Source organism: Sphingobacterium gobiense (assembly GCF_002980575.1).
In the GTDB taxonomy this organism is placed as follows: Bacteria; Bacteroidota; Bacteroidia; order Sphingobacteriales; family Sphingobacteriaceae; genus Sphingobacterium; species Sphingobacterium gobiense.
In genome coordinates this window covers 1,587,913-1,609,524 of sequence record NZ_PVBS01000001.1, presented here as the reverse complement: position 1 = coordinate 1,609,524, position 21,612 = coordinate 1,587,913, and the positions used below count along the sequence as shown (strand labels likewise).

The window sequence follows — 21,612 nt, the reverse complement described above, 5'->3', positions numbered from 1 at the left end:
GATATCTTCATGGCAAAGAAAAAGAGCAACCTACCTAAAATATTGGTCATCTCTGCAGTAGTAATTTTAATACTGGTTGTAATAGGAAATAAGTTCGGCTGGTTTGGTGATGGGGGCGTGCAACAGGTCGCAGTAGATGAGGTGGGGGAGAGAACCATCTCGGAACTTGTTTCTGCGAGTGGGAAGGTGCAACCGGAATTTGAAGTGAAATTGAGCTCGGAGGTTTCGGGTGAGATTATAGAATTGAACGTCCGAGAAGGGCAGATTGTAAAAAAAGGAGATGTTCTGTGCCGAGTAAGACCGGATCTGTTGCAATCCAGCTACGATCAAGTTGTGGCAATGGTTAGCCAACAAAAGGCCAACCTTGCTGCTGCACAGCAGATGTTAAAGCAACAAGAAGCGAGTCTGATCAATGCGGAAGCCATCTATAATCGAAGTTTAGAGCTTTTTAATAAAAAAGTGATATCAGCATCGGAGATGGACAAAGCAAGGGCTGACTATGAAGTCGCACGTGCTACTGTGGAATCTCAACGTCAGCAAGTAGAGGCTTCCAGATTTGGAGTGAATCAATCGCAGGCGCAATTGCAGGAAGCAGGGAATAGCTTGTCTCGGACGACAATATATGCACCAGCAGATGGTGTAGTTTCTTTGTTGTCAATAGAACTCGGCGAGCGCGTGGTGGGTACAGCACAGATGGCAGGAACGGAAATTATGCGTATCGCCAATATGTCCACCATGGAAGTGAATGTGGAAGTAAACGAAAATGATATTAACCGAGTAAAGGTGGGTAATGACGCTACGATAGAAGTGGATGCTTTCCAAGGACGTAAGTTTAAAGGGGTGGTAACTGAAATTTCAAGCTCCTCGACTTCTGCAGGTTCCGAAACGGTAGCAGCAACTGCTGAGCAAGTAACGAACTTTAGCGTGAAAGTACGTATCCAGGCATCTTCGTATGAAGATTTGATAGATGAGGATAATAAAAACGCTTCTCCGTTTAAACCCGGTTTATCGGCAACGGTACAGATTCATACAAAATCGGATAAAGGTCTCGTTGTCCCGATTCAGGCAGTGACCGTGCGGGAAAATATAAATAATGTGGATTCAGTGAACAATGCTGACATAAAGGAATATGTATTTGTCCTGAATGGAGATGTGGTAGATATGACAGAGGTAACGACTGGTATCCAGGATGATAATAACATTATTGTTAAATCGGGATTAAAAGCTGGTGATAAGGTGGTGTCCAGACCTTTCAATGCCATTTCCAAGATTTTGCAGGATGGTACACAAGTGAAAGAGGTCGAGGCGAGTGCGCTGAACTAAAGGGATAATGAAGAAATTAGCCATCTTTTTCGGAATGAGTGAGAACGAACGCAGGGGATTTCTTGTGCTGTCGATTCTTATTGTGCTGATGGCAGTTACACCTTTTATATATAGCTTTTATGTTAGCGATACCGCAGATGACATTTTGCTGTTTTCTTCCCTAGTAGAGGAAGAGCGAGAGACGTTGGAGACAAATGCGGAACGAAATAGCGCACCTCTTACGGAAACAGAGAAACTAACTTTTCCTTTCAATCCAAATAATTTACCTGCCGAAAAATGGAAAATGTTAGGATTTACCGAAGGACAAATAAAAGTTATTAAAAATTACGAAGCCAAGGGCGGACGGTTCCGAACAAAAGCGGATGTCGCTAAAATGTATGTCATTTCCGACGATGACTTTAAGCGGATAGCACCATACATTACCTTGCCCGAGACAATTTCTACTTCATCGCCTAAGGCTGCTTTTTCATTAAAGGGAGCGACTAAGCCTTCGAGAGCGAAAATTTTGCTTGATTTATCGATAGCAGATACCACTGCGTTGAAGGCGATTCATGGTATCGGTTCGGTACTTGCTTCGCGTATTGTAAAATTTCGCGATGCTTTAGGCGGTTTTCATAGCATTGACCAAGTAAAAGAGGTATACGGTATTTCCGAAGAGCAATTCGCCAAGATGGAACCTTCTTTGATGCTCGGAGATAGTCTTGTTCACAAGTGGGCAATAAATCATTTGCCGATAGAAAGATTGGCACTACACCCTTATATCTCTCGCAAAGAGGCTACGCATATCGTACGTTATCGGGAGCAGCATGGTGCTTTTGCATCGTTGGCTGATTTAGAAAAGATGTATGCTTTAAATGATGATTTATTACGTAAAATTGCACCTTATTTGGATTTTAATTAAAAAGCATGCTAGAAGAACGCCTTAAATCCGTGATCCGGGATATTCCCGATTTTCCGCAACCGGGAATTGTATTTAAAGATATTACGCCTATTTTAAAAGATCAGCAGCTTTGCGGAGAGATTGTCGACCAGTTGGTCAACTATTTGCAAGGGATTGAAATTGACGCTATCGCAGGAGTAGAAAGCCGCGGTTTTTTATTTGGTATGCTATTGGCCAACAGATTGAGTGTGCCTTTTATTCCTATCCGGAAGCAAGGGAAGTTGCCTTTTAACACGATATCGGAATCCTATAAATTAGAATATGGACAAGCGACTATTGAAGTGCATGAAGATGCGCTTGTCCCAGGAAGTAAGGTATTGATTCACGATGATTTGCTTGCTACAGGTGGAACAGTTGTGGCGGCTTCCAAGCTATTGGAAAAACTGGGTGCAGATATTATCGGGTACGCGTTTATCATTAGCTTGGACTTCCTACATAGCGAAGGGCGTTTAACACGCTTCAGTGACTGGATAATTTCGCTAGCTCGGTTTGATGCTTAAATACTCCCTCGATGTAATAGTACTTATCTCCAAGAATTAAAACAGACTGATGTTTTTCCAAGCTATATCCTTTGTTCTTTGTATAATGTAGTATTTCGCGTGTTTCGTATAATGAATTTTGAATATTTCGTTGTATACGAAATGTAGCGGGTTCCCCATTATCTCCGTAAATTATTTCAACAATAACAATATCAACTTTTGGGTCTGAGGAAGTTATTTTTACACTGTTAGCTGTGCTATCTTTCTTTAATACACCGGCATAAGCAGGCTTGTTTAAATCAATTGAGGCAAAACTAGAAAGCTCATTTTCCCAATCGGTGATTTGTATTTCTTTGGTTTCGGATAGGCTGTCTTTAACAACCGTTTTGTCTAAAAAAGGTTTCTCTTGGGTCAATCGTGCTATCTCTGTCTTAAAATATCCGGGAATATCGAAATACGTTTCCCTTGTTATTTTTTTGTCTTTTGGGCTGGAGTTGCACGATAAGAACAGAGCAATAATAACTACCGTCATTATTGCTCTGCACCATGTGTTTTTTGTTTTATACCAATACATTACCACTCATATCTGCCGGGATGTCAGCACTTAATAATTTTAATACTGTAGGAGCAATGTCACCCAGTTTTCCATCTTTGATTTGCTGAAAATCTTTATCTATTAAGATACAAGGAACAAGGTTAGTAGTGTGGGCTGTATTTACTGAACCATCTTTATTGACCATAAACTCAGCGTTCCCATGATCGGCCAATATAATAAAGGAATAACCGTGTTCCAATCCCGTTTCCACAACTTTTTTAGTGCAGGTATCTACGGTTTCGACCGCCTTTACAACAGCATTAAAAACGCCTGTATGTCCCACCATGTCAGGGTTGGCAAAATTTAAACAGATGAAATCCGGTTTATTTTCTGCTATATCATTGCAGATTGCCGTGGTAATACCTTCAGCACTCATTTCTGGCTGAAGATCGTAGGTCGCCACTTTTGGCGAAGGGATGAGCAATCGGCGTTCGCCGGGAAATTCTTCTTCACGCCCCCCTGAAAAGAAAAAAGTAACGTGTGGATACTTCTCTGTTTCAGCGATACGAACCTGCGTTTTGTTTTGACGGCTTAGTACTTCTCCGAGTGTATTCGTTAAATTCTCTTTCTGGAACACAACGTGCACATTTTTAAATGTCTCGTCGTAGGAAGTCATGGTTACATAATATAATGACAGCGGATTCATGTCGTATTTTGGGAAAGCTTCCTGCGTCAAAGCTATGGTAATCTCACGGCCTCGGTCAGTACGGAAATTATAACAAAATACAACATCGCCTTCCTGAATAGTTGCTAGTGGCTGTCCATCCGCATCCGTCACCACAATGGGCTTGATGAACTCATCGGTAATTCCATCGTCGTAAGATTGCTTTACCGCTTGTTTTATATTCGTGGTAGGCTTGCCCGTTCCTTTTGTCAACAAATCATACGTTTCTTTGACACGTTCCCATCGGTTATCTCTGTCCATGGCATAATACCGTCCTATTGCGCTTGCAATAGTTCCTGTTGAATGCGCTAGGTGATTCTGTAAATCTTCGATGTAACCGAGTCCGCCATTGGGATCGGTATCACGGCCATCCATAAAAGCATGGATAAATACTTGGTCTTGCTGAAGTCCGGCCTGCTGTGCGGTGTCACAAAGTGCTTTCAAGTGTTCAATATGGGCGTGCACACCACCATCGGATAATAATCCGATAAAATGCACCTTTTTCTGTTGTGCTTTGGCGTAGTCGAAAGCCTCCTGAATGGCAGGATTAGTGTTGAATTCTCCGTCTGTTGCGGCCTTATTTATACGACCAAGTTCTTGATATACAATACGACCGCCACCGAGATTCATATGACCTACTTCTGAGTTTCCCATTTGTCCTTCCGGAAGCCCGACGGCTTCTCCAGAAGCTTCTAGACGCGAACTCGGATAAGTCGCTAATAAATGATCTAAAAATGGAGTTTTGGCTGCACGTACAGCATTTGAATTATCGTCTTTTCCGTAGCCTAAACCATCTAAGATTAGTAGTGCTACTCTTTTGTTTTTTAAATTACCCACATACAAACTTATATAAAATGCTTTGCATTCGCCAATACCTTAATATAAAAAATCATCATCGCGAATTGGCATAGTTTTAGCACATCCTCGATTAGGAATTGAAATCAGAATATATGATATATAAAGTGATGCGAAGATGCACTTTTTTGGTGTTATGCTGTATGGTCGGAGCACCGGTATTAGCAATGAATACTTCCTTTGACGAGGTAGTAAAAAGCGCATCAATAGCTCTAAAGGAGGGTAATGCAAAGAAATTGGCAAATGTCTTTGATAACAGTGTCCACCTTTCCGTTAAACGAGATGAGGGAGCCTTTACTAAATTTCAGGCAGAGTTACTACTGAATGATTTTTTTCGAACAAATAAAGTGGATGCCGTGAAAGAAGTGCAGCGTGCTAATAATTCCACAGCCGCATTCGCTGTTTTTTCATTGAAATCGAATTCAAAAAACTATCGGGTATTTATAAAGTTTGTACAGTCTAACAATAAGGAATTTAAGATCGCTGAGATTAGAATTGAGTAAAGATAAGCTTAAAAAGTGATGTAGGATTTTATAATAAAATATATTTTTGTCATCTTCGCTTATTAATTAATTCGAATAAATGGCAGTTGAGTTGAGTAAACTGGAGCAGTTTGTGGCGTTAGCACTGCAAGAAGATGTGGGCAATGGCGACTATACTTCCTTATCCACTATTCAAGAAAATGTATTGGGAGAAGCAAAACTGCTTGTAAAAGATACCGGTATACTTGCAGGAGTCGAGGTGGCAAAAGATATCTTTCATATTATAGATCCGAATTTAACGATTGATGTGACGTTGGAAGACGGTGTGGAAGTCAAGGTGGGAGATATAGCGTTTTTTGTTCAAGGTAATGTCCACAGTATCTTAAAAGCTGAAAGGTTGGTGTTAAATGTGATGCAACGCATGTCCGGAATTGCTACGCGGACCAACCTCTATGCTAAAGAGTTGGTTGGAACAAGATCCAAAGTATTGGATACGCGAAAAACAACACCACTGTTACGTTTTTTGGAAAAGGAAGCGGTGCGTATTGGAGGTGGTGCCAACCATCGCTTCGGGCTTTATGATATGATTCTCATCAAAGATAATCATGTTGATTATGCAGGGGGTATTTCCAATGCATTGGCGCGAGCCCAAACTTATCTAACGACCAACGGATTGTCGCTCCCTATCGAAATAGAAGTTCGGAGTTTTCACGAGCTCGAAGAAGTATTGTCTAATGAAGGTGTAGACCGGGTGATGTTTGATAATTTTACACCGGAGGATGTAGAGAAAGCGGTACAGCTGGTGAATGGTCGACTGGTAACAGAAGCATCTGGCGGTATTACATTAGAAACTATTCGCAATTATGCACTGGCTGGAGTTGATTATATTTCGGTGGGTGCATTAACGCATTCTGTAAAAAGTTTAGATTTAAGCTTAAAAGCTAAAATTGTATAATTATCTTTAGGAAGCTTAAATTAATATATGATTTCGATTTATCTAATAGGCATAGTTATCTTAGCTTATCTGTTTGGTTCCATTCCATCTGCTGTATGGTTTGGTGAAGCTTTCTATGGGGTAGATGTACGGGAATATGGAAGCGGGAATGCTGGAGCAACTAATACTTTTCGGGTGTTGGGTAAAAAGGCAGGATCTATTGTCATGTTTGTCGATATATTTAAAGGTTGGACAGCTACCAATTTACCTTATCTCTTAGATTCTGCAGTTGTCGGTATACCAAGCTCTGTACAATTTGTTAATTTCCAATTGGCGCTGGGCGTTATCGCCGTACTGGGACATCTTTTTCCTATCTTCGCCGGCTTTCGCGGTGGCAAGGGCGTGGCGACGTTATTTGGGATGGTTATCGCTATACATCCAGAGGCAGCACTATGTTGTGCAAGTGTGTTTTTGTTGACATTGATTGTCACACATTATGTGTCGCTTAGTTCAATATTAGCAGGTTTTACATTTCCTTTTAGTATTGCTTTTATTTTTCACACATCGGTTCCAGCTGTGTTATTATATGGAATAGCTATCTGTGCGTTGATATTGGTTACGCATCAAAAGAATATCGAAAGGCTATTGAAGGGCCACGAATCTAAAATTTATCTGTTTAAGAAAAAGAAGATGTAGGGTTATTAAGCTTTTAGGCATAGGATTTGTATTATATTGTTTTATCTATTTTGTCGTAAACAAACTTGATTATTATGAAACAAATTTTTAAATATACCTTTCTGATCGCCATGGTGGCGATTATGGCAGCGTGCTCTACTGTGCCGTTGTCGGGTAGGAAGCAATTGTCACTTGTGAGTGACGATCAGATACAGCAACAAGCTGCCGTAGCCTATAAAGAGTTTCTGGGCAATCCCAATACAAAAGTCGTGACTGGGACATCGAATGCAGCATTGGTGAAAAAAGTGGGTAATAGAATTGCTTCTGCTGTAAACCAGTATCTTCAAGCTGAAGGCTTGTCAAACCAATTTAACTTTAATTGGGAGTTTAATTTAGTGCAGAGTTCTGACGTAAACGCATGGTGTATGCCGGGAGGTAAAGTGGCGGTATATACAGGGATTTTACCGTTTACAGCAAATGAAGATGGTTTAGCGACAGTAATGGGGCATGAGATTGCACATGCAATCGCTCGTCATTCGATGGAGCAAATGTCCAACCAATATGCCTTGCAGGTTGGCGCACAGGTCTTAGGTGTTGCGACTTCGGGAAAGAGCTCTATCGTTCAAGGTCTTGTAAACAATGCTTATGGTATTGGAGGCCAATTGGCATTATTAAAATACTCGCGTAGCAATGAATCAGAAGCTGATCAGCTTGGTCTGATGTTTATGGCGATGGCGGGATATAATCCTCAGCATGCGGTATCTTTTTGGGAGCGTATGGCATCCGCGAAATCAAAAAACAATACACCACCGGAGTTTCTGAGTACTCACCCGAGTGACGCTAGACGGGTCGCTGATATTCAGAAGCTCATTCCCCGAGCGATGCAATATTATAAAAGATAAAAAAGGTTCGCGATAAGCGAACCTTTTTTATCTTTTTTTCTTCGCAGCAAAATATTGTTCAATGTCTTGAAGAGAGAATGCATTAAGACAATGCTTAGGAGATAGCCCTCCCTTTCGTGCGACATATACACCATATTGCATGTCGGTTAAACCTTCGGTACGGTGAGCATCAGGATTGATGGATAGCAATACACCTTTTTCCAGCGCATATCTTTGCCAACGCCAGTCTAAGTCTAATCTTAGTGGATTAGCATTAATTTCGATAACCACCTGATTCGCCGCACAGGCATCTATTACTTTTTTGTAGTCAATCGGATAACCTGGTCTACTGAGTAGCAAACGGCCTGTTGGATGCCCAAGGATAGTGGTATGAGGGTTTTCGATAGCTGTAATTAACCGTTGCGTTGCTTTTTCTTCATCCATACGTAAGTTGCCGTGGATAGAGGCAACGACAAAATCAAATTTTGCGAGGATATCATCCGGGTAATCCAGACTCCCGTCAGATAAGATGTCGGATTCTATTCCTCTGAAAATTCGAAAAGGAGCTAACTTTTTGTTTAACTGGTCGATTTCTATCCATTGTTCTTTTACCCGCTCTATACTAAGGCCACTCGCATAGACGGCCGTCTTTGAGTGATCACAGATGCCGAAATAGCTTAATCCTAATTCATCCTTGCAATAGATTGCCATTTGCTCCAATGAATGTACACCATCGCTATAGGTTGAGTGGTTATGCAGTGTGCCTTTTAAATCGGCATAGGTAATAAGTTGGGGTATTTGTCTCTCTTTTGCCCATTCAACTTCTCCCGAACCCTCTCTTAATTCGGGCTCGATATACGATAAACCGAGTGATTCATAGATTGTTTCCTCAGATCCAAACGTTGTTATGTCTGCTCCAATGGATCGCAGCTCTTGTAAATGCGTTTCGCTGCCTGTGGTAAGTATTAAATCGGCTGCAAAACGGTCTGCCGTCGTGGATCGGATAATGTAGCGAACACCTAGATCATCGGTTAAACGAACAGCGATATCTTGATATTCTTCGACACTATATGCCGGTGTCTCTTCTAAAAAAGCATGTATTTCAGAGACGCTACAGGTTGTTAATATTTCAACGGATGCAATGATTTCACATTTTCGTCTAAATTCTCCTGTAAAAGTATGTTGTTTGTCCGGAAAATGGGAGACGAGATTGCCTAGTAACGTAGCCGCAATTTTTTCCACTTTGGCATATAGAAAGAGCCCTTGATTTGCGTTGGAAAATTCTATGGATTTCCGAATTTCTTCCTGGGTTTTCAAACCGAACCCCTTTGCTTCAATTAACCGGTTTTCGTTGCAGGCATAGAGGAGCTCACCAATTGATTCAATACCGAGGTCTTTCCAGATCGATCGGATTTTCTTCGGCCCCAGCCCTTTTATCGTAAGCATGGCCATAACGCCTGGTGGAGTTTGAGTAAGAAGGTTGTCCAATTCGGGGAATGAACCCGACGCTAGAATCAACATTATTCTTTCAGCTGTGCTCTTACCGATGCCCGGTTGTGTACTGAGCTGGTCTATAGTAGCACCTGCGGCAGGAAAGGGCAATTTGTCAATCTTAAAAGAAGCAGAAGCCATAGCTTTCGTTCGAAAGGGATTTTCGTTGAACAACTCCATGAGTTGACTGTATAACTTAAAAGTTTTGGCTATGGCTTTGTTTTCCATGATTATTTAAGAGTGATGTTCGACTTCTGTTTCTTTTTCTACCTCTGGTCGCTTGTATTTGTTGATGATTAAACGAATACCGCTGTTTTTGGTGAAAAATTTAATCGTCCAGTTAACAAAGGTCACTAATTTGTTTCTAAATCCAAAAATGGAAACGAGATGGACAAACATCCAAGTGAGCCAAGCTAAAAAACCTTTCATGTGGAAACGCCCCATATCGACCACGGCTTTATTTCTTCCAATGGTCGCCATAGAACCTTTGTCAAAATATTTAAAATCAGCGGTTTGTTGGTTATCCATTTGTTTTAGGATGTGTTTGGCTACATAGGCACCTTGTTGTTGAGCGGCGGGCGCCACACCCGGAAGCCCCCTAGGAGTATCTTCCGTAATCATCGCCGCAACGTCACCGATAGCATAAACGTTTTCCATTCCGCTTACGCGACACTGTCCATCTGTTTGAATGCGATTCCCACGCTGGATAATTTCTGGACGTATTCCTGTTGGGAATTGCCCCATTACACCAGCTCCCCAAATCACTGTTTTGGTTGGGATACTTTCTCCGTTGGAAAATGTAATGGTGTTACCGTCGTAGCCCGTTACCTGCGCGTTGAGTAATACATTCACACCCAGATCGCGTAAGTAGCGTTCGGCGTCCTGTGAAGATTTTTCCGACAATGCCGCTAAGATTTTTCCAGTACCCTCCACAAGATATACTTTCATCTCATTTTTGGATAGTTCCGGATAATCTTTTTTTAACATGTGGAGCTGAATTTCTGCAATAGCCCCAGAAAGTTCTACACCTGTAGGGCCACCGCCCACAACGACAAAATTAAGAAAGCGCTCTCGGTCATGGTAGTTTTTGCGTAGTACGGCTTCCTCCAGATTTTGCAATACATAGCTTCTGATATTTAAAGCTTCATGAATGCTCTTCATGGGCAACGCATATTTCTCGACTTGGTTATTGCCGAAGAAATTGGACGTCGCGCCCGTCGCAATAACCAGATAATCGTAATCATAGTCGCCAACCGATGTTTTGACAATCTTTTGTACATGATCGATTTCAGTAACGTCAGCCATTCTAAATCGAAAGTTCTGTTGCGATTTGAACATTTTACGGATAGGAAAGGAAATGGCATCCGCTGCTAATGTTCCAGTAGCGACTTGGTACATCAGTGGCTGAAAAGTGTGGAAGTTATTTCTGTCGATCAATAACACTTCAACTTCTTTCTCTTTTAAGCTTCTTGCGACCTCAACACCACCAAAACCGCCTCCGATGATAATGACTCTCGGAAAGCTTCTTTCAGAACGATTTAATAACATGATAAACTAATTTTGTTCTATTTTGGGGCAAAAGTACAAAAAACATAGCGTAAAAATTTGCGCCATTTGTTATTGTAATGTTCCTTTGATTTTCAGTCGTAATCCGTCGTGGTCGTCGGTGAGGTACAACTGACAGGCGAGCCTACTTTCCGTGGCTGCATCAGGTAGCGTATCTAACATATCGAGCTCCTGATCTGAGGCTGCGGGTAATCCGTCGCCGCCATTTAATATATGTATGTGACAGGTTGCGCATAACGCCATCCCGCCACATGTAGCAAGGATATCGTATTCGGAAGCCTTCAGTATTTCCATTAGACTTAAATTAATGTCTGTAGGCACTTCGATAGTTTGCGTTGTTCCATCACGGTCTTCGACGGTAATGTTGATGATGTTTTCCATTTAAAATGCATTAACCCCATTTACGGTGGTGTATTTAAAACTCAACTTTTGATCCGGATAAACATACTTAAACGCACTTTGACACATCAAAGCAGCCTCGTGGTATCCACAGAGAATTAGTTTAAGTTTTCCCGGGTACGTGTTGATATCGCCGATTGCATAGATGCGTTCTGTATTGGTGGCGTAATCAAATGTGTCGACCTGTATCGCGTTCTTATCAATGTTCAACCCCCATTCCGCAATTGGACCCAGTTTGGGACTTAATCCATATAAAGGAATAAAGTCTTCCGTAGGCACCGCGATATCTTCTTTCTGTTTGTTGGTCAGGTGAATGTATTCCAAATGGCCGTTTCCGCTGAGAGAGACTAGATTATGAGACAAAAGCAGGTTTATTTTTCCTTCTTGAGCGAGTCGATAGACCTTTTCTGCGGAATCAGGTGCACCCCGAAAGGAATCATTTCGGTGTACGAGCGTCACTTCTTTTGCGACGTTGGCGAGGTAGACCGTCCAGTCCAGTGCGGAATCTCCGCCACCAGCAATAACAATACGCTTATCGCGGAAACGCTCTGGATCTTTGACCATATAGTGTACATGCGATTTTTCATAAAGCGCTAAATTGACCAAGTCGGGCTTGCGCGGTTCAAAACAGCCTAGTCCGCCTGCAATGACGACTACTTGGCTATGGATTACCGTGCCGTCGGAACCAATGATATGGTAAGAGCCGTCGTCTTGCTTCTGTAAGCCCTCTACGCGCTCCCCGAGTGTAAATGTAGGTTGAAATGGTGCAATTTGTTCCATTTGTTTGTCAATGAGCTCTTGCGCTTTGATACTTGGGTAGCCCGGAATATCATAGATTGGCTTATGTGGGTATATTTCCGAAAGCTGTCCGCCAACCTGGGGTAGTACGTCTATTAAATGACACCTCATTTTTAATAAACCAGCTTCGAATACAGCGAATAAACCGACCGGGCCGGCGCCAATAATGCAGATATCTTTTTCAATCATAATTTTCTTGTTATTTTCCGTGAATATTCAAATTGTCATATATCGTATTCAGTATTCTAGTGAAATTTTTGAAGTCTTCCTCCGAAAGATTTTCCCAAGCTTTCATACGAATTTGAGCGACCTCTGGAGAGAGTGCTTTTACTTTCTTTTCGCCGTTAGTGGTAAGTTGTATAAGTAGACATCGTCTATCCTCTGGATGTCCTACACGTTCAACCAATTCTTTTTTTATAATGATATCAACGATGCGGGTTAAGGTAGGCTGATCTTTTCCTGTTTTTTCAGCAAGTTCCTTGTGCGTCATCGGATCTTCATTATATAGGACTTTCAAGATAGACCACTGATCGATGGTTATATCAAACGCTTTTTCCGAAAAGGAAGTCTGCGCATATTGTTTTACTCGTCTGGCGGTCCGATCCAACAGAAAAGAATACTGTGTATATTGTTCTTTTTTCATTATGATGACTTGTTTTTTTAAAGGCAATGAAGCTTGCATGAATGATTGAGATCCTTTTTTGTATGGTCATTCATGCAGGTTGCATAGCAATTATTAGTGTGACAAGTAAATTTACGAAAAGATTAATATACTACAAAAAAAGGCTTGGATTTTCTCCAAGCCTTTTTCAATGTTATCCATGAATCCATTTAAACTTATACTGAATCTCAGGGATTTTTATTCGTTCTGCCAACCTTGTAAGGCGATCGGGCAATTTCATGAGATAGTCTCGCGCTTTTTCTCCTTTTTCGTTCAAGTTGGATACTTTGTCAATAGCCCATTCACGGTTAAGATCCCGGAGAATATCGACATAATCCAAAGCTGTGTACACTTCTATGCGTTGCGCCGCATCAGAAAAATGTGCAAACGCTTCCCCTTGTGGTTCGCCGGATTCGCGCAGAAAATGGGCTGGCATGACAATCTTTTTACGCATCATGTCCTCGAAAGCTATCATAACCTCGCTTGGATCGACCTTCATGGCGTGCGATATAAATGACATATAAGCTTTGGCGTGCCGAGCCTCGTCGGCGGCAATGACGCCGCACATTTTAGCCAACAGTTTATCGCCTGACTTTTTTGAAATGCCGGCTACCCGTCGGTGAGACACATTAGTTGCTAACTCCTGGAATGAAGTATAGATAAAATTACGATAGGGATCAGGGCCAGTACCGATATCAAAACCGTCTTTTATCAGGTATTGAGTTGATATTTCAAATTGTCGCATATCAATGCGTCCAGATAAATATAGGTATTTATTTAATAAATCACCGTGGCGGTTTTCTTCCGCGGTCCAAGCTCTTACCCACTTCATCCATCCACCTTGTTCATTTTTTTCGACATCTTCGGCCATAGTCAGCCACGACTCATAGGTGGGAAGAGCTTCTTCGGTAATTGTATCACCAATAAGTACTGCGACTAAATCATAAGGTAGTTCTTTTGCACTTTCCTGTAAGTCCCTCACTTCTTCAAAAAAAGTATCACGTGAGGCATCAGGTAAGAAATCAGCTGGTTGCCACATTTCTTCTACTGGCTTTAGATACTCGCTCATTTCATTCAACATGAACGGCTCTAAATATGCCATAACCTCTTTTCTTGAGCCCTCGGGGATATTTAATGGTAATTCTTGCATATCTAGTACAAAGATAACCAATTGAGAATAAATTAAAGGTGTGTATCGATACAAAAAATGGTTGTGACGTAAAATCATTTTGATATGGATTTACATCTCGAAATAAAAAGAATACATCACGTTGACGAGTTTTCGGGCTTAATACACTAACTTTGTAGGATATTTAAGGAGCGTAAAAAATTGAAAACTTTTGATATAGATAGGATTCGGGCAGACTTCCCGATTTTGAGCAGAGAAGTGAACGGTAAACCGTTGGTTTATTTTGACAATGGTGCAACTACACAAAAGCCGAAGCAGGTCATTGACGCTATCATACGTTATTATGCCGATATGAATAGTAATGTGCATCGTGGCGTGCATTATCTGAGCCAGATTTCCACGGATGCTTTTGAGGTAACACGTCGTAAAGTACAAGCGTTCATTCATGCAAAACATGAACACGAAATTATCATAACCAAAGGAACGACAGAAGCTATCAATATCGTTGCTTCATGCTATGGACGTGCTTTTATAACCGCAGGGGATGAAATTATTATTTCCGCGATGGAACATCATTCGAATATCGTGCCTTGGCAAATGCTTTGCGATGAAAAAGGATGTAGATTACGTGTTATCCCTATGCTTGATAATGGAGAGTTGGATATAGAAGCCTACAAATCCTTGTTTTCGGAACGCACAAAACTTGTTTCTTTCACTTATGTATCCAATGCTTTAGGCACGGTGAATCCCGTAAAGGAAATGATTGATGTTGCGCATGAACACGGTGTGCCGGTACTGGTCGATGGCGCACAAGCTATACAACACATAGCAGTGGACATGCAAGCACTTGACGTCGATTTCTTTGCTTTTTCAGGGCACAAGATGTATGGCCCGACAGGTATTGGCGTATTGTATGGAAAAGAAGACCTGTTAAATAATATGCCTCCTTATCAAGGTGGTGGTGATATGATTAAGGATGTAACTTTTGAAAAAACAACTTATAATGAACTCCCTTTTAAGTTTGAAGCAGGAACACCCAACATCGAAGCCGGGATTTGTCTGGGTGATGCTATAGATTATATCCAGGATATCGGCTTGGATGCAATTAAAGCTTATGAAGAGGATCTTTTGGCCTATGCCACATCACGTTTGTCAGAAATAGAAGGAATACGCTTTATTGGCACAGCGACACATAAATCTTCCGTTATTTCTTTTGTGGTAGATGGTGTGCATCCCTATGATATTGGCGTCATATTAGATAAGCTGGGTATAGCCGTAAGGACTGGACATCACTGTGCGCAACCTGTTATGGATGCTTTTAGCATTCCGGGGACAGTACGGGTTTCGCTGGCTATGTATAATACAAAAGAAGAAATAGATGCATTAATCGACGGATTGAAAAGGGCATTGAGCATGTTATTATAAATAGCTAATGCTCACCAAAGTTAATCAGGAAAAATGACTATAAACGAAATACAAGACGAACTCATTGACGATTTTTCTTTTTATCAGGATTGGATGGAGAAATACGAATACATCATCCAATTGGGAAAAGAAGTTCCGTTAATAAAAGAGGAATATAAAAAAGACGATTATATTATCAAAGGATGCCAGTCAAGGGTCTGGTTGTATCCGGAGTTGCGAGATGGAAAGGTATATTTCACTGCGGATAGTGACGCCATAATTACTAAGGGCTTGGTAAGCCTAATGGTAAAAGTGCTTTCTGGACATACCCCACAGGAGATCGCACAAGCCGACCTTTATTTTATTGATGAGATTGGATTAAAAGAACATCTTTCACCCACGCGTGCGAATGGTTTGTTATCTATGGTAAAGCAAATGAAATTGTATGCTGTGGCTTTACAGATGAGATCTTAAGATACGGAAACGTATTGCGCATCTACTTTTTCTCCAAAAAATATCGCTGCTTTTTCTTCAAAATTTAAAGGATTATCTGTTGTTAAAAATTGCATCCGGCCGTTTTTTGAGCAGATTTCTTCTACCTCTGGATGGCGGTTAAAATAATCTACCAGGCTTTTAGCGATCAGTTCACCCTGCGATAATACCTGTACGTGAGGTGGTGTGTGTTGTCTTATAAGCGGCAATAATAAGGGATAATGTGTGCAAGCAAGGATTAGGTTGTCAATCTGAGCGCTTTGTCCAAGTATATGCTGAATATCTTTTTGGACAATTTCATTCGCGTTCGCTCCGGTTATTTCATACCTTTCAACAAGTGGTACCCATAAAGGACAAGCATGTTGATGTACTTTTATTTCGGGATGAAACTTCGTGATTTCTATTTTATAGGACTCGGATAATACCGTTCCTTGTGTGGCAAGGACACCCACTTCATTGGTCTTTGTATAATGATGAATGGCTTCCGTAGTAGGGCGAATGACGCCAAGTACCTTTTTTCCAAAGGGAAGGTCATTTTGTTGGATAGTTCGCAAGGCTTTTGCAGAAGCGGTGTTGCAAGCTAAGATAACGAGATTACAGCCTAACTCAAATAACTTAAATACGCACTCTTTTGTGAAATCATAGACCTCTTCGAACGGCCGTGTACCATAAGGAACGCGCGCGTTATCGCCTAGATAGATATAATCGTATAAGGGTAATGTGTCCTTAATTTCCCGGAAAATGGTTAAACCTCCAAAACCTGAATCAAATATGCCGATGGGGCCGTGCTTTGCTATTGTCATTTTATCTCCACCCGTTCCTTATTGTTAAGCAAAGATGGTTTTTCTTTATAAGTTTTCCAAGGTGTGGAAAAAATGAGGAGTAAATTCTGATGATAATATTGCTACCTTCGCTTTTAATCCTTCAGGAGTTCCTAGTTCAGCATATTGTTTGAAATAGCGTATGAAGGTTCTGAATGGCAAAAACAGTTCAGAAAAATAAAACTAGGAATAATAATTGTTAGGAAGAACACGTACAATATTTTTTCATTATGAAGTTTCATTACTTTCTTTTTTTTGCATCGTTAGCATCGTTTACGGTAATATCGACGTTGCAGGCGCAGGTTAAGAACCAACCCTATTCATATCAACATTATCAAAAATATGACAACCTTCTTTATTCGCCACAAACACGTATGCATACGGCGACCAAACCCTTCCTTTTTAAAGGAGACTTATTGGCGAAGTACGATTCGATCCAAAACTTAAATCAAGTGGATTCAGACAATATTTTCTTGAGAAAGATATTCAACGAACACTTGATCGAAATTCATAAAGAAGACCATAGTTTTTATCTGGACTTTTTGCCTGATTTTGTGATTGGAAAAGAAATGATTGGAGCGGATAAAAGAACGACTTGGCTAAATACACGCGGATTTCAAGTTGGTCTTACCATTAAGGATAAGTTCACTTTTTATGCTAATGCGTTCGAAAATCAAGGAGTTTTTCCAAATTACCTTACAGATTATATTGACAGAGCGGGGGTGGTTCCTGGACAGGGGAATACAAAACACCTATCAAATAATAAAAAAGATTGGATGTATGCTACTGCAAGTTTGACGTACGACTTCAGTGACTATTTCCAAACCACGTTAGCATATGACAAGAATCATATTGGTGACGGTTATCGTTCTTTATTGCTATCTGACTTCTCTTCGAATTATGCACATTTAAAATTCACCGGTAAGATAGGAAATGTGCAATATACGTCCATATGGGCTTATATGAACGATCCTAAAAACCCACGTGTGGATTCGCTCAATTCTGGCGGTCGGTTTGGTGATGGTATTAAATGGGGAGCTTTTCAATATTTGGATTATAACGCAACGAATCGCTTGTCAGTTGGCTTCTTTCAAGCGGTTGTTTGGGCAAATCGCAACGAAGCAGGCCATCGTGGGTTCGACTTTAACTATGCTAACCCGATCATTTTTTTGCGCCCGGTGGAATCAAATAATTCGACTTCACCTGATAAAATGTTCTTAGGATTAAATGCCAAATACAAAGTGCTAAATAATATGAGCGCCTACGGACAGTTCTTGTTGGGGGAGTTCACAGCGAAAGAATTTTTTGCCGGAAATGGATACATACATAATAAATGGGGGTCACAACTTGGCATAAAAGGTTTCGATATATTTAAGGTACAAAATCTTAATTTTCTAGCTGAATATAACGTCGTCAGACCGTATACTTATCAACATTACGTATCGATATCTAATTATAGTAATAATGGAGAACCGCTTGCGCACCCGAGAGGAGCTAACTTACGAGAGCTTTTAGGCATGCTCAATTATTCATGGAACCGTTTTGATTTTTCTATACAAGGTATGTACAGTCGCTACGGAACGGATCCGGATGCAGCTACGAACATGGGAGGGGATATTTTCCAATCGTATTCCAATTTTCCAAATAGACACGGTAATTATATAGGCCAGGGCGTAAAAAATGATCTCTATTATGGTGATATAAAAGCCGCCTATGTACTTAACCCAAAATATAACTTGCGTTTTGAAGTTGGCTATACGCAACGCTATAATAGGATAGAGGGGGCACCGACAGAGAAATCTGGTGTCATAAATTTTGGTCTTCGATCTTCGTTTCGCAATTTTTATGGAGATATTTAGTAAAATTGTATAAATGAAATCTACTAGAATTGCTATTAAAAAAATAGGCTAATGAAAATTATAATCATAAATGGCCCTAATCTAAATTTATTAGGGGTACGGGAGAAAAATATTTACGGGAGTCAAGACTTTCAATCCTTTTTTGAAGAATTAAAGCAACAATTTTCGGAGGTTGAGCTGTCTTATTTTCAAAGCAACCACGAGGGAGAGATTGTTGACAAACTGCATGAGGTGGGCTTTTCTTATGACGGTGTTGTGCTCAATGCAGGAGCGTATACGCACACTTCGGCTGCTATTGGCGATGCCATCGCAGGTATTACAACCCCTGTAGTGGAAGTCCATATTTCAAATGTATATAGGCGTGAGACCTTCCGCCATCATTCTTATCTTGCCCCAAACTGTATAGGCGTGATTTGCGGCTTCGGCTTAACTAGTTATAGATTGGGGGTGGAAAGCTTGTTAAAACATTAACGATCTTAGAGATCACCGTTTAGACTGATTTCCAGTTTTCGGTTTTCGAAAAATAAGATACAACCCAACGATCATAAATGGAACACTTAACAACTGCCCCATATTGAATTTCATAGTGTCTTCAAAAGCTTCTTGGTTTTCTTTGAAAAATTCCAATGCAAATCGTGCACCGAAGAGCAAAACTAAGAATATGCCGAATAGATAGCCTGCTTTTGGTTTTGCATTCTTTTGATACATCGTCCATAAGATGACAAAGATGATGACGTAGGCAATAGCTTCGTACAATTGTGCGGGATGGCGGGCGACCATATCTACCTTTTCAAAGACAACCCCCCATGGCATGGAGGTCGGAAGTCCGATAATCTCCGAGTTAAAGAAATTACCTAGCCGTACAAAGGCCCCTGCTAATGGAACAACGATAACTAGTCTATCGGCAATCCACGTAAATTCTGTTTTGGTTTTCCGCGAAAACAGCCATAAAGCTATTAGGATGCCAATAGCTCCTCCATGGCTCGCAAGGCCTTGGAAGCCAGTAAGCTCAAAGTTTCCGTTAACCATACGGAAAGGAAGAATCATTTCTAGGGGATGTTTACTATAATAGTCAAACTCATAGAATAGACAATGGCCTAACCGTGCGCCGATCAACGTTCCCAGAAATATATAGATACTTAACTGATCCAATAGCTCTTGTGTTTTCCCTTCTTTTTTGAAAATTTTCAACATGAGGATATAGGATACCACAAAGGCAGCTAAAAAGCATAATGCGTAATAGCGCAGACCAAAAGAACCTATTTCAAAAATGATAGGGTCTATATTCCAATGGATAACATTTAAAATCGCGTGCATAAGTCTTCAATTGTGCAGTAAACCTAAATAAATTTATTGTGATATGCAATATAAGCATATGCATATAAAATAAATCTATTTCGCTATCCTCAGCCATCAAGGGTTATTTGATAGAGGAAATATAAGGTTATCCTTTATAAAATTAATATTGCATTAAATTTCGTATACTATTTGGTCGAAATTCCTAACTTTGAGAGAATAAGGACAAAGTATAAAAAAGAGAAAAGACCCACTAATTGTTATCCGAATAGCAAAAAAAGAAATATGGCAAATAAAAAAGCGAAAGAGAAAAATAAACACATACCCGTCGTAACAGATAAATCACTGAATTTTTTTGAAAAATACATCAATAATCCTTCACCAACAGGTTTTGAGTGGGAGGGCCAGCGCTTATGGTTAGATTATCTGAAACCTTACGTCGACAAAACCTATATCGATAATTATGGTACAGCAGTAGGAATTATCAATCCCGATGCATCCTATAAGGTCGTCATTGAAGCGCATGCGGATGAAATATCTTGGTTTGTTAATTATATCACCAAAGAGGGCTTTATATACGTTATCCGGAATGGTGGTTCCGACCATCAGATCGCACCCTCGAAGCGCGTAAACATTCATACAGATAGTGGTATGGTGAAAGCGGTCTTTGGATGGCCAGCTATCCATACACGTTCGGGAGAGAAAGAAGATGCTCCTACCTTAAAGAATATCTTTTTAGATTGTGGTGCTACTTCTAAAGAAGAAGTGGAGGAGTTAGGAATCCATGTAGGGTGTGTTGTTACTTATGAAGATGAGTTTACCGTACTTAACGATCGTTATTATGTAGGGCGAGCGCTGGACAATCGGGCGGGAGGATTTATGATTGCGGAAGTAGCGCGCTTGTTAAAGCAAAATAAGAAAAAATTGCCTTTCGGTCTGTATATCGTCAATGCAGTACAGGAGGAAATCGGATTACGTGGGGCGGAGATGATTACCCACTACATTAAGCCTAATCTTGCCATTGTGACGGATGTAACACATGATACACAAACGCCAATGATTAATAAAATTACGCAGGGCGACTTAGCTTGTGGTCAGGGGCCGGTGTTGTCTTATGCGCCTGCAGTACAGATTAATCTAAATAGGCTTTTGATCAATGTAGCTAAAGAAAATGACATTCCATTTCAACGTCAGGCATCTTCTCGGTTCACCGGAACGGATACCGATGCTTTCGCGTATTCAAATGGCGGCGTGCCTTCAGCCCTAATATCGTTGCCTCTGCGTTATATGCATACAACGGTAGAGATGGTACACAAAGAAGATTTGGATAATGTGGTAAGGCTTATTTATGAGGTATTGCTCAAGATAGAAGATGGACAGGACTTTAGGCCGTTTAGCGAATAATAGCTGAAAGGAGGAAACTAGATCGACGTACACGGTAATAATGTGCTGGGGGTCTATGTATATAATGACTAGAATTTGGAGATAGAAAATCTGGATTTTTATGAAACTTGAAAAACAACTTATAGATGAAAAATAATAGTAACGATGAAATAGAGAATAACGAGCTGAGCATAGAATTGAGTGAGGAGATCGCTGAAGGTATTTATAGCAATCTAGCTATTATAACGCACTCAAGCTCTGAATTTGTATTGGATTTTATCCGCATCATGCCTGGAGTGCCTAAGGCAAAGGTCAAATCCAGAATTGTTTTGACACCAGAGCACGCTAAACGGCTGTTAGGGGCGTTACAAGACAATATTAACCGATTTGAAGCTGCCAATGGAACAATAAAAGCAAGTGAGCCGGGGCTGCCGTTAAATTTTGGTCCAAAAGGGGAAGCATAATTTATGTATGAGTGATGAGTT

At 40.7% G+C, this 21,612-nt stretch carries 23 protein-coding genes; 13 read left to right on the top strand and 10 right to left on the bottom strand.

From position 1 onward, the window contains the following. The first annotated feature begins 9 nt into the window (after window positions 1-9). The 3 genes from C5749_RS07090 to C5749_RS07080 are packed head-to-tail and all read left to right on the top strand — an operon-like array spanning window position 10 to window position 2,763. Complete coding sequence (locus tag C5749_RS07090) at window positions 10-1,323, top strand: efflux RND transporter periplasmic adaptor subunit (RefSeq protein ID WP_105724304.1); 1,314 nt, start codon at window positions 10-12, stop codon at window positions 1,321-1,323. A 7-nt stretch (window positions 1,324-1,330) separates the two neighbouring features. Next, window positions 1,331-2,224, top strand: coding sequence for a ComEA family DNA-binding protein (locus tag C5749_RS07085; protein ID WP_105724302.1), 894 nt, complete (start codon window positions 1,331-1,333; stop codon window positions 2,222-2,224). A 5-nt stretch (window positions 2,225-2,229) separates the two neighbouring features. After that, the gene (locus tag C5749_RS07080) at window positions 2,230-2,763 is read left to right on the top strand and encodes an adenine phosphoribosyltransferase (RefSeq protein ID WP_105724300.1); all 534 of its coding nucleotides are present in this window, start codon (window positions 2,230-2,232) and stop codon (window positions 2,761-2,763) included. Here C5749_RS07080 and C5749_RS07075 read toward each other — a convergent pair. Continuing rightward, window positions 2,723-3,316: a hypothetical protein gene (locus C5749_RS07075; RefSeq protein WP_105724298.1), complete on the bottom strand. Its 594-nt coding sequence runs from the start codon at window positions 3,314-3,316 to the stop codon at window positions 2,723-2,725. The two genes, C5749_RS07080 and C5749_RS07075, sit on opposite strands and share 41 nt — an antisense overlap. After that, window positions 3,303-4,838, bottom strand: coding sequence for a 2,3-bisphosphoglycerate-independent phosphoglycerate mutase (gene gpmI, locus C5749_RS07070; RefSeq protein ID WP_245893651.1), 1,536 nt, complete (start codon window positions 4,836-4,838; stop codon window positions 3,303-3,305). Before gpmI ends, C5749_RS07075 begins: the two co-directional genes overlap by 14 nt. A 113-nt stretch (window positions 4,839-4,951) precedes the next feature. Here gpmI and C5749_RS07065 point away from each other — a divergent pair, with 113 nt between their 5' ends. From C5749_RS07065 to C5749_RS07050, 4 genes are all read left to right on the top strand, one after another. Continuing rightward, on the top strand, window positions 4,952-5,359 hold the full coding sequence (locus C5749_RS07065; RefSeq protein WP_105724294.1) for a DUF4783 domain-containing protein: 408 nt from the start codon (window positions 4,952-4,954) through the stop codon (window positions 5,357-5,359). A 79-nt stretch (window positions 5,360-5,438) separates the two neighbouring features. Then, a complete protein-coding gene (gene nadC / locus C5749_RS07060) occupies window positions 5,439-6,293 on the top strand; it encodes a carboxylating nicotinate-nucleotide diphosphorylase (protein ID WP_105724292.1) in 855 nt (284 codons plus the stop codon). Window positions 6,294-6,320: 27 nt separating this feature from the next. Beyond that, on the top strand, window positions 6,321-6,968 hold the full coding sequence (plsY, locus tag C5749_RS07055) for a glycerol-3-phosphate 1-O-acyltransferase PlsY (RefSeq protein WP_105724290.1): 648 nt from the start codon (window positions 6,321-6,323) through the stop codon (window positions 6,966-6,968). A 74-nt stretch (window positions 6,969-7,042) separates the two neighbouring features. Further along, window positions 7,043-7,849 carry a M48 family metallopeptidase gene (locus C5749_RS07050; protein ID WP_105724288.1) on the top strand — a complete coding sequence of 269 codons (807 nt, stop codon included), beginning with the start codon at window positions 7,043-7,045 and terminating at the stop codon, window positions 7,847-7,849. A 27-nt stretch (window positions 7,850-7,876) separates the two neighbouring features. Here the strand turns inward: C5749_RS07050 and C5749_RS07045 are convergent, their stop codons facing one another. From C5749_RS07045 to C5749_RS07020, 6 genes are all read right to left on the bottom strand, one after another. Then, window positions 7,877-9,547 (bottom strand): DNA polymerase/3'-5' exonuclease PolX, encoded by a 1,671-nt coding sequence (locus tag C5749_RS07045; protein WP_105724286.1) that lies wholly within the window; start codon window positions 9,545-9,547, stop codon window positions 7,877-7,879. Between the two features lie 6 nt (window positions 9,548-9,553). Beyond that, window positions 9,554-10,867, bottom strand: coding sequence for an NAD(P)/FAD-dependent oxidoreductase (locus tag C5749_RS07040; protein ID WP_105724284.1), 1,314 nt, complete (start codon window positions 10,865-10,867; stop codon window positions 9,554-9,556). A 69-nt stretch (window positions 10,868-10,936) separates the two neighbouring features. Beyond that, entirely contained in the window at window positions 10,937-11,266 is a 330-nt protein-coding gene (locus C5749_RS07035; RefSeq protein WP_105724283.1) for a 2Fe-2S iron-sulfur cluster-binding protein, read from the bottom strand. Next, entirely contained in the window at window positions 11,267-12,271 is a 1,005-nt protein-coding gene (locus tag C5749_RS07030) for an NAD(P)/FAD-dependent oxidoreductase (protein WP_105724281.1), read from the bottom strand. Between the two features lie 10 nt (window positions 12,272-12,281). Next, entirely contained in the window at window positions 12,282-12,725 is a 444-nt protein-coding gene (locus tag C5749_RS07025; protein ID WP_105724279.1) for a MarR family winged helix-turn-helix transcriptional regulator, read from the bottom strand. Window positions 12,726-12,897: 172 nt separating this feature from the next. Further along, a complete protein-coding gene (locus C5749_RS07020) occupies window positions 12,898-13,893 on the bottom strand; it encodes an acyl-ACP desaturase (protein WP_105725302.1) in 996 nt (331 codons plus the stop codon). Between the two features lie 180 nt (window positions 13,894-14,073). Between C5749_RS07020 and C5749_RS07015 the strand changes: the two genes are divergently transcribed. After that, window positions 14,074-15,297 (top strand): cysteine desulfurase, encoded by a 1,224-nt coding sequence (locus C5749_RS07015; RefSeq protein WP_105724277.1) that lies wholly within the window; start codon window positions 14,074-14,076, stop codon window positions 15,295-15,297. Window positions 15,298-15,330: 33 nt separating this feature from the next. Further along, complete coding sequence (locus C5749_RS07010) at window positions 15,331-15,750, top strand: SufE family protein (RefSeq protein WP_105724275.1); 420 nt, start codon at window positions 15,331-15,333, stop codon at window positions 15,748-15,750. On the opposite strand, the gene murI is transcribed toward C5749_RS07010, so the two are convergent. After that, window positions 15,747-16,571 (bottom strand): glutamate racemase, encoded by an 825-nt coding sequence (murI, locus tag C5749_RS07005; protein WP_105724273.1) that lies wholly within the window; start codon window positions 16,569-16,571, stop codon window positions 15,747-15,749. The genes C5749_RS07010 and murI overlap by 4 nt on opposite strands. Window positions 16,572-16,819: 248 nt before the next feature. Between murI and C5749_RS07000 the strand changes: the two genes are divergently transcribed. Then, window positions 16,820-18,448 carry a gliding motility protein RemB gene (locus tag C5749_RS07000; RefSeq protein WP_245893650.1) on the top strand — a complete coding sequence of 543 codons (1,629 nt, stop codon included), beginning with the start codon at window positions 16,820-16,822 and terminating at the stop codon, window positions 18,446-18,448. 51 nt (window positions 18,449-18,499) lie between these two features. Continuing rightward, window positions 18,500-18,919, top strand: coding sequence for a type II 3-dehydroquinate dehydratase (gene aroQ, locus C5749_RS06995; RefSeq protein WP_105724271.1), 420 nt, complete (start codon window positions 18,500-18,502; stop codon window positions 18,917-18,919). A gap of 12 nt (window positions 18,920-18,931) precedes the next feature. On the opposite strand, the gene lgt is transcribed toward aroQ, so the two are convergent. Continuing rightward, window positions 18,932-19,765, bottom strand: coding sequence for a prolipoprotein diacylglyceryl transferase (lgt, locus tag C5749_RS06990; protein WP_105724269.1), 834 nt, complete (start codon window positions 19,763-19,765; stop codon window positions 18,932-18,934). A 264-nt stretch (window positions 19,766-20,029) separates the two neighbouring features. On the opposite strand from lgt, the gene C5749_RS06985 reads away from it, so the two are divergent. Both C5749_RS06985 and C5749_RS06980 read left to right on the top strand, forming a co-directional pair. Further along, window positions 20,030-21,148 carry a M42 family metallopeptidase gene (locus tag C5749_RS06985; RefSeq protein ID WP_105724267.1) on the top strand — a complete coding sequence of 373 codons (1,119 nt, stop codon included), beginning with the start codon at window positions 20,030-20,032 and terminating at the stop codon, window positions 21,146-21,148. A 125-nt stretch (window positions 21,149-21,273) separates the two neighbouring features. Then, window positions 21,274-21,591: a DUF3467 domain-containing protein gene (locus tag C5749_RS06980; RefSeq protein WP_105724265.1), complete on the top strand. Its 318-nt coding sequence runs from the start codon at window positions 21,274-21,276 to the stop codon at window positions 21,589-21,591. Window positions 21,592-21,612: the final 21 nt, after the last annotated feature.

Excerpts from the sequence above, each read along its gene's own strand:
- nadC (WP_105724292.1), top strand. The coding sequence starts at position 5,439 with ATGGCAGTTGAGTTGAGTAAACTGGAGCAGTTTGTGGCGTTAGCACTG.
- C5749_RS07020 (WP_105725302.1), bottom strand. The coding sequence starts at position 13,893 with ATGCAAGAATTACCATTAAATATCCCCGAGGGCTCAAGAAAAGAGGTT.
- plsY (WP_105724290.1), top strand. The coding sequence starts at position 6,321 with ATGATTTCGATTTATCTAATAGGCATAGTTATCTTAGCTTATCTGTTT.
- C5749_RS07045 (WP_105724286.1), bottom strand. The coding sequence starts at position 9,547 with ATGGAAAACAAAGCCATAGCCAAAACTTTTAAGTTATACAGTCAACTC.
- murI (WP_105724273.1), bottom strand. The coding sequence starts at position 16,571 with ATGACAATAGCAAAGCACGGCCCCATCGGCATATTTGATTCAGGTTTT.
- C5749_RS07040 (WP_105724284.1), bottom strand. The coding sequence starts at position 10,867 with ATGTTATTAAATCGTTCTGAAAGAAGCTTTCCGAGAGTCATTATCATC.
- C5749_RS07030 (WP_105724281.1), bottom strand. The coding sequence starts at position 12,271 with ATGATTGAAAAAGATATCTGCATTATTGGCGCCGGCCCGGTCGGTTTA.
- C5749_RS07010 (WP_105724275.1), top strand. The coding sequence starts at position 15,331 with ATGACTATAAACGAAATACAAGACGAACTCATTGACGATTTTTCTTTT.
- C5749_RS06980 (WP_105724265.1), top strand. The coding sequence starts at position 21,274 with ATGAAAAATAATAGTAACGATGAAATAGAGAATAACGAGCTGAGCATA.
- C5749_RS07000 (WP_245893650.1), top strand. The coding sequence starts at position 16,820 with ATGAAGTTTCATTACTTTCTTTTTTTTGCATCGTTAGCATCGTTTACG.
- C5749_RS07025 (WP_105724279.1), bottom strand. The coding sequence starts at position 12,725 with ATGAAAAAAGAACAATATACACAGTATTCTTTTCTGTTGGATCGGACC.
- C5749_RS07035 (WP_105724283.1), bottom strand. The coding sequence starts at position 11,266 with ATGGAAAACATCATCAACATTACCGTCGAAGACCGTGATGGAACAACG.
- C5749_RS07090 (WP_105724304.1), top strand. The coding sequence starts at position 10 with ATGGCAAAGAAAAAGAGCAACCTACCTAAAATATTGGTCATCTCTGCA.
- C5749_RS07065 (WP_105724294.1), top strand. The coding sequence starts at position 4,952 with ATGATATATAAAGTGATGCGAAGATGCACTTTTTTGGTGTTATGCTGT.
- lgt (WP_105724269.1), bottom strand. The coding sequence starts at position 19,765 with ATGCACGCGATTTTAAATGTTATCCATTGGAATATAGACCCTATCATT.
- aroQ (WP_105724271.1), top strand. The coding sequence starts at position 18,500 with ATGAAAATTATAATCATAAATGGCCCTAATCTAAATTTATTAGGGGTA.
- C5749_RS07050 (WP_105724288.1), top strand. The coding sequence starts at position 7,043 with ATGAAACAAATTTTTAAATATACCTTTCTGATCGCCATGGTGGCGATT.
- C5749_RS07080 (WP_105724300.1), top strand. The coding sequence starts at position 2,230 with ATGCTAGAAGAACGCCTTAAATCCGTGATCCGGGATATTCCCGATTTT.
- C5749_RS06985 (WP_105724267.1), top strand. The coding sequence starts at position 20,030 with ATGGCAAATAAAAAAGCGAAAGAGAAAAATAAACACATACCCGTCGTA.
- C5749_RS07075 (WP_105724298.1), bottom strand. The coding sequence starts at position 3,316 with ATGTATTGGTATAAAACAAAAAACACATGGTGCAGAGCAATAATGACG.
- C5749_RS07085 (WP_105724302.1), top strand. The coding sequence starts at position 1,331 with ATGAAGAAATTAGCCATCTTTTTCGGAATGAGTGAGAACGAACGCAGG.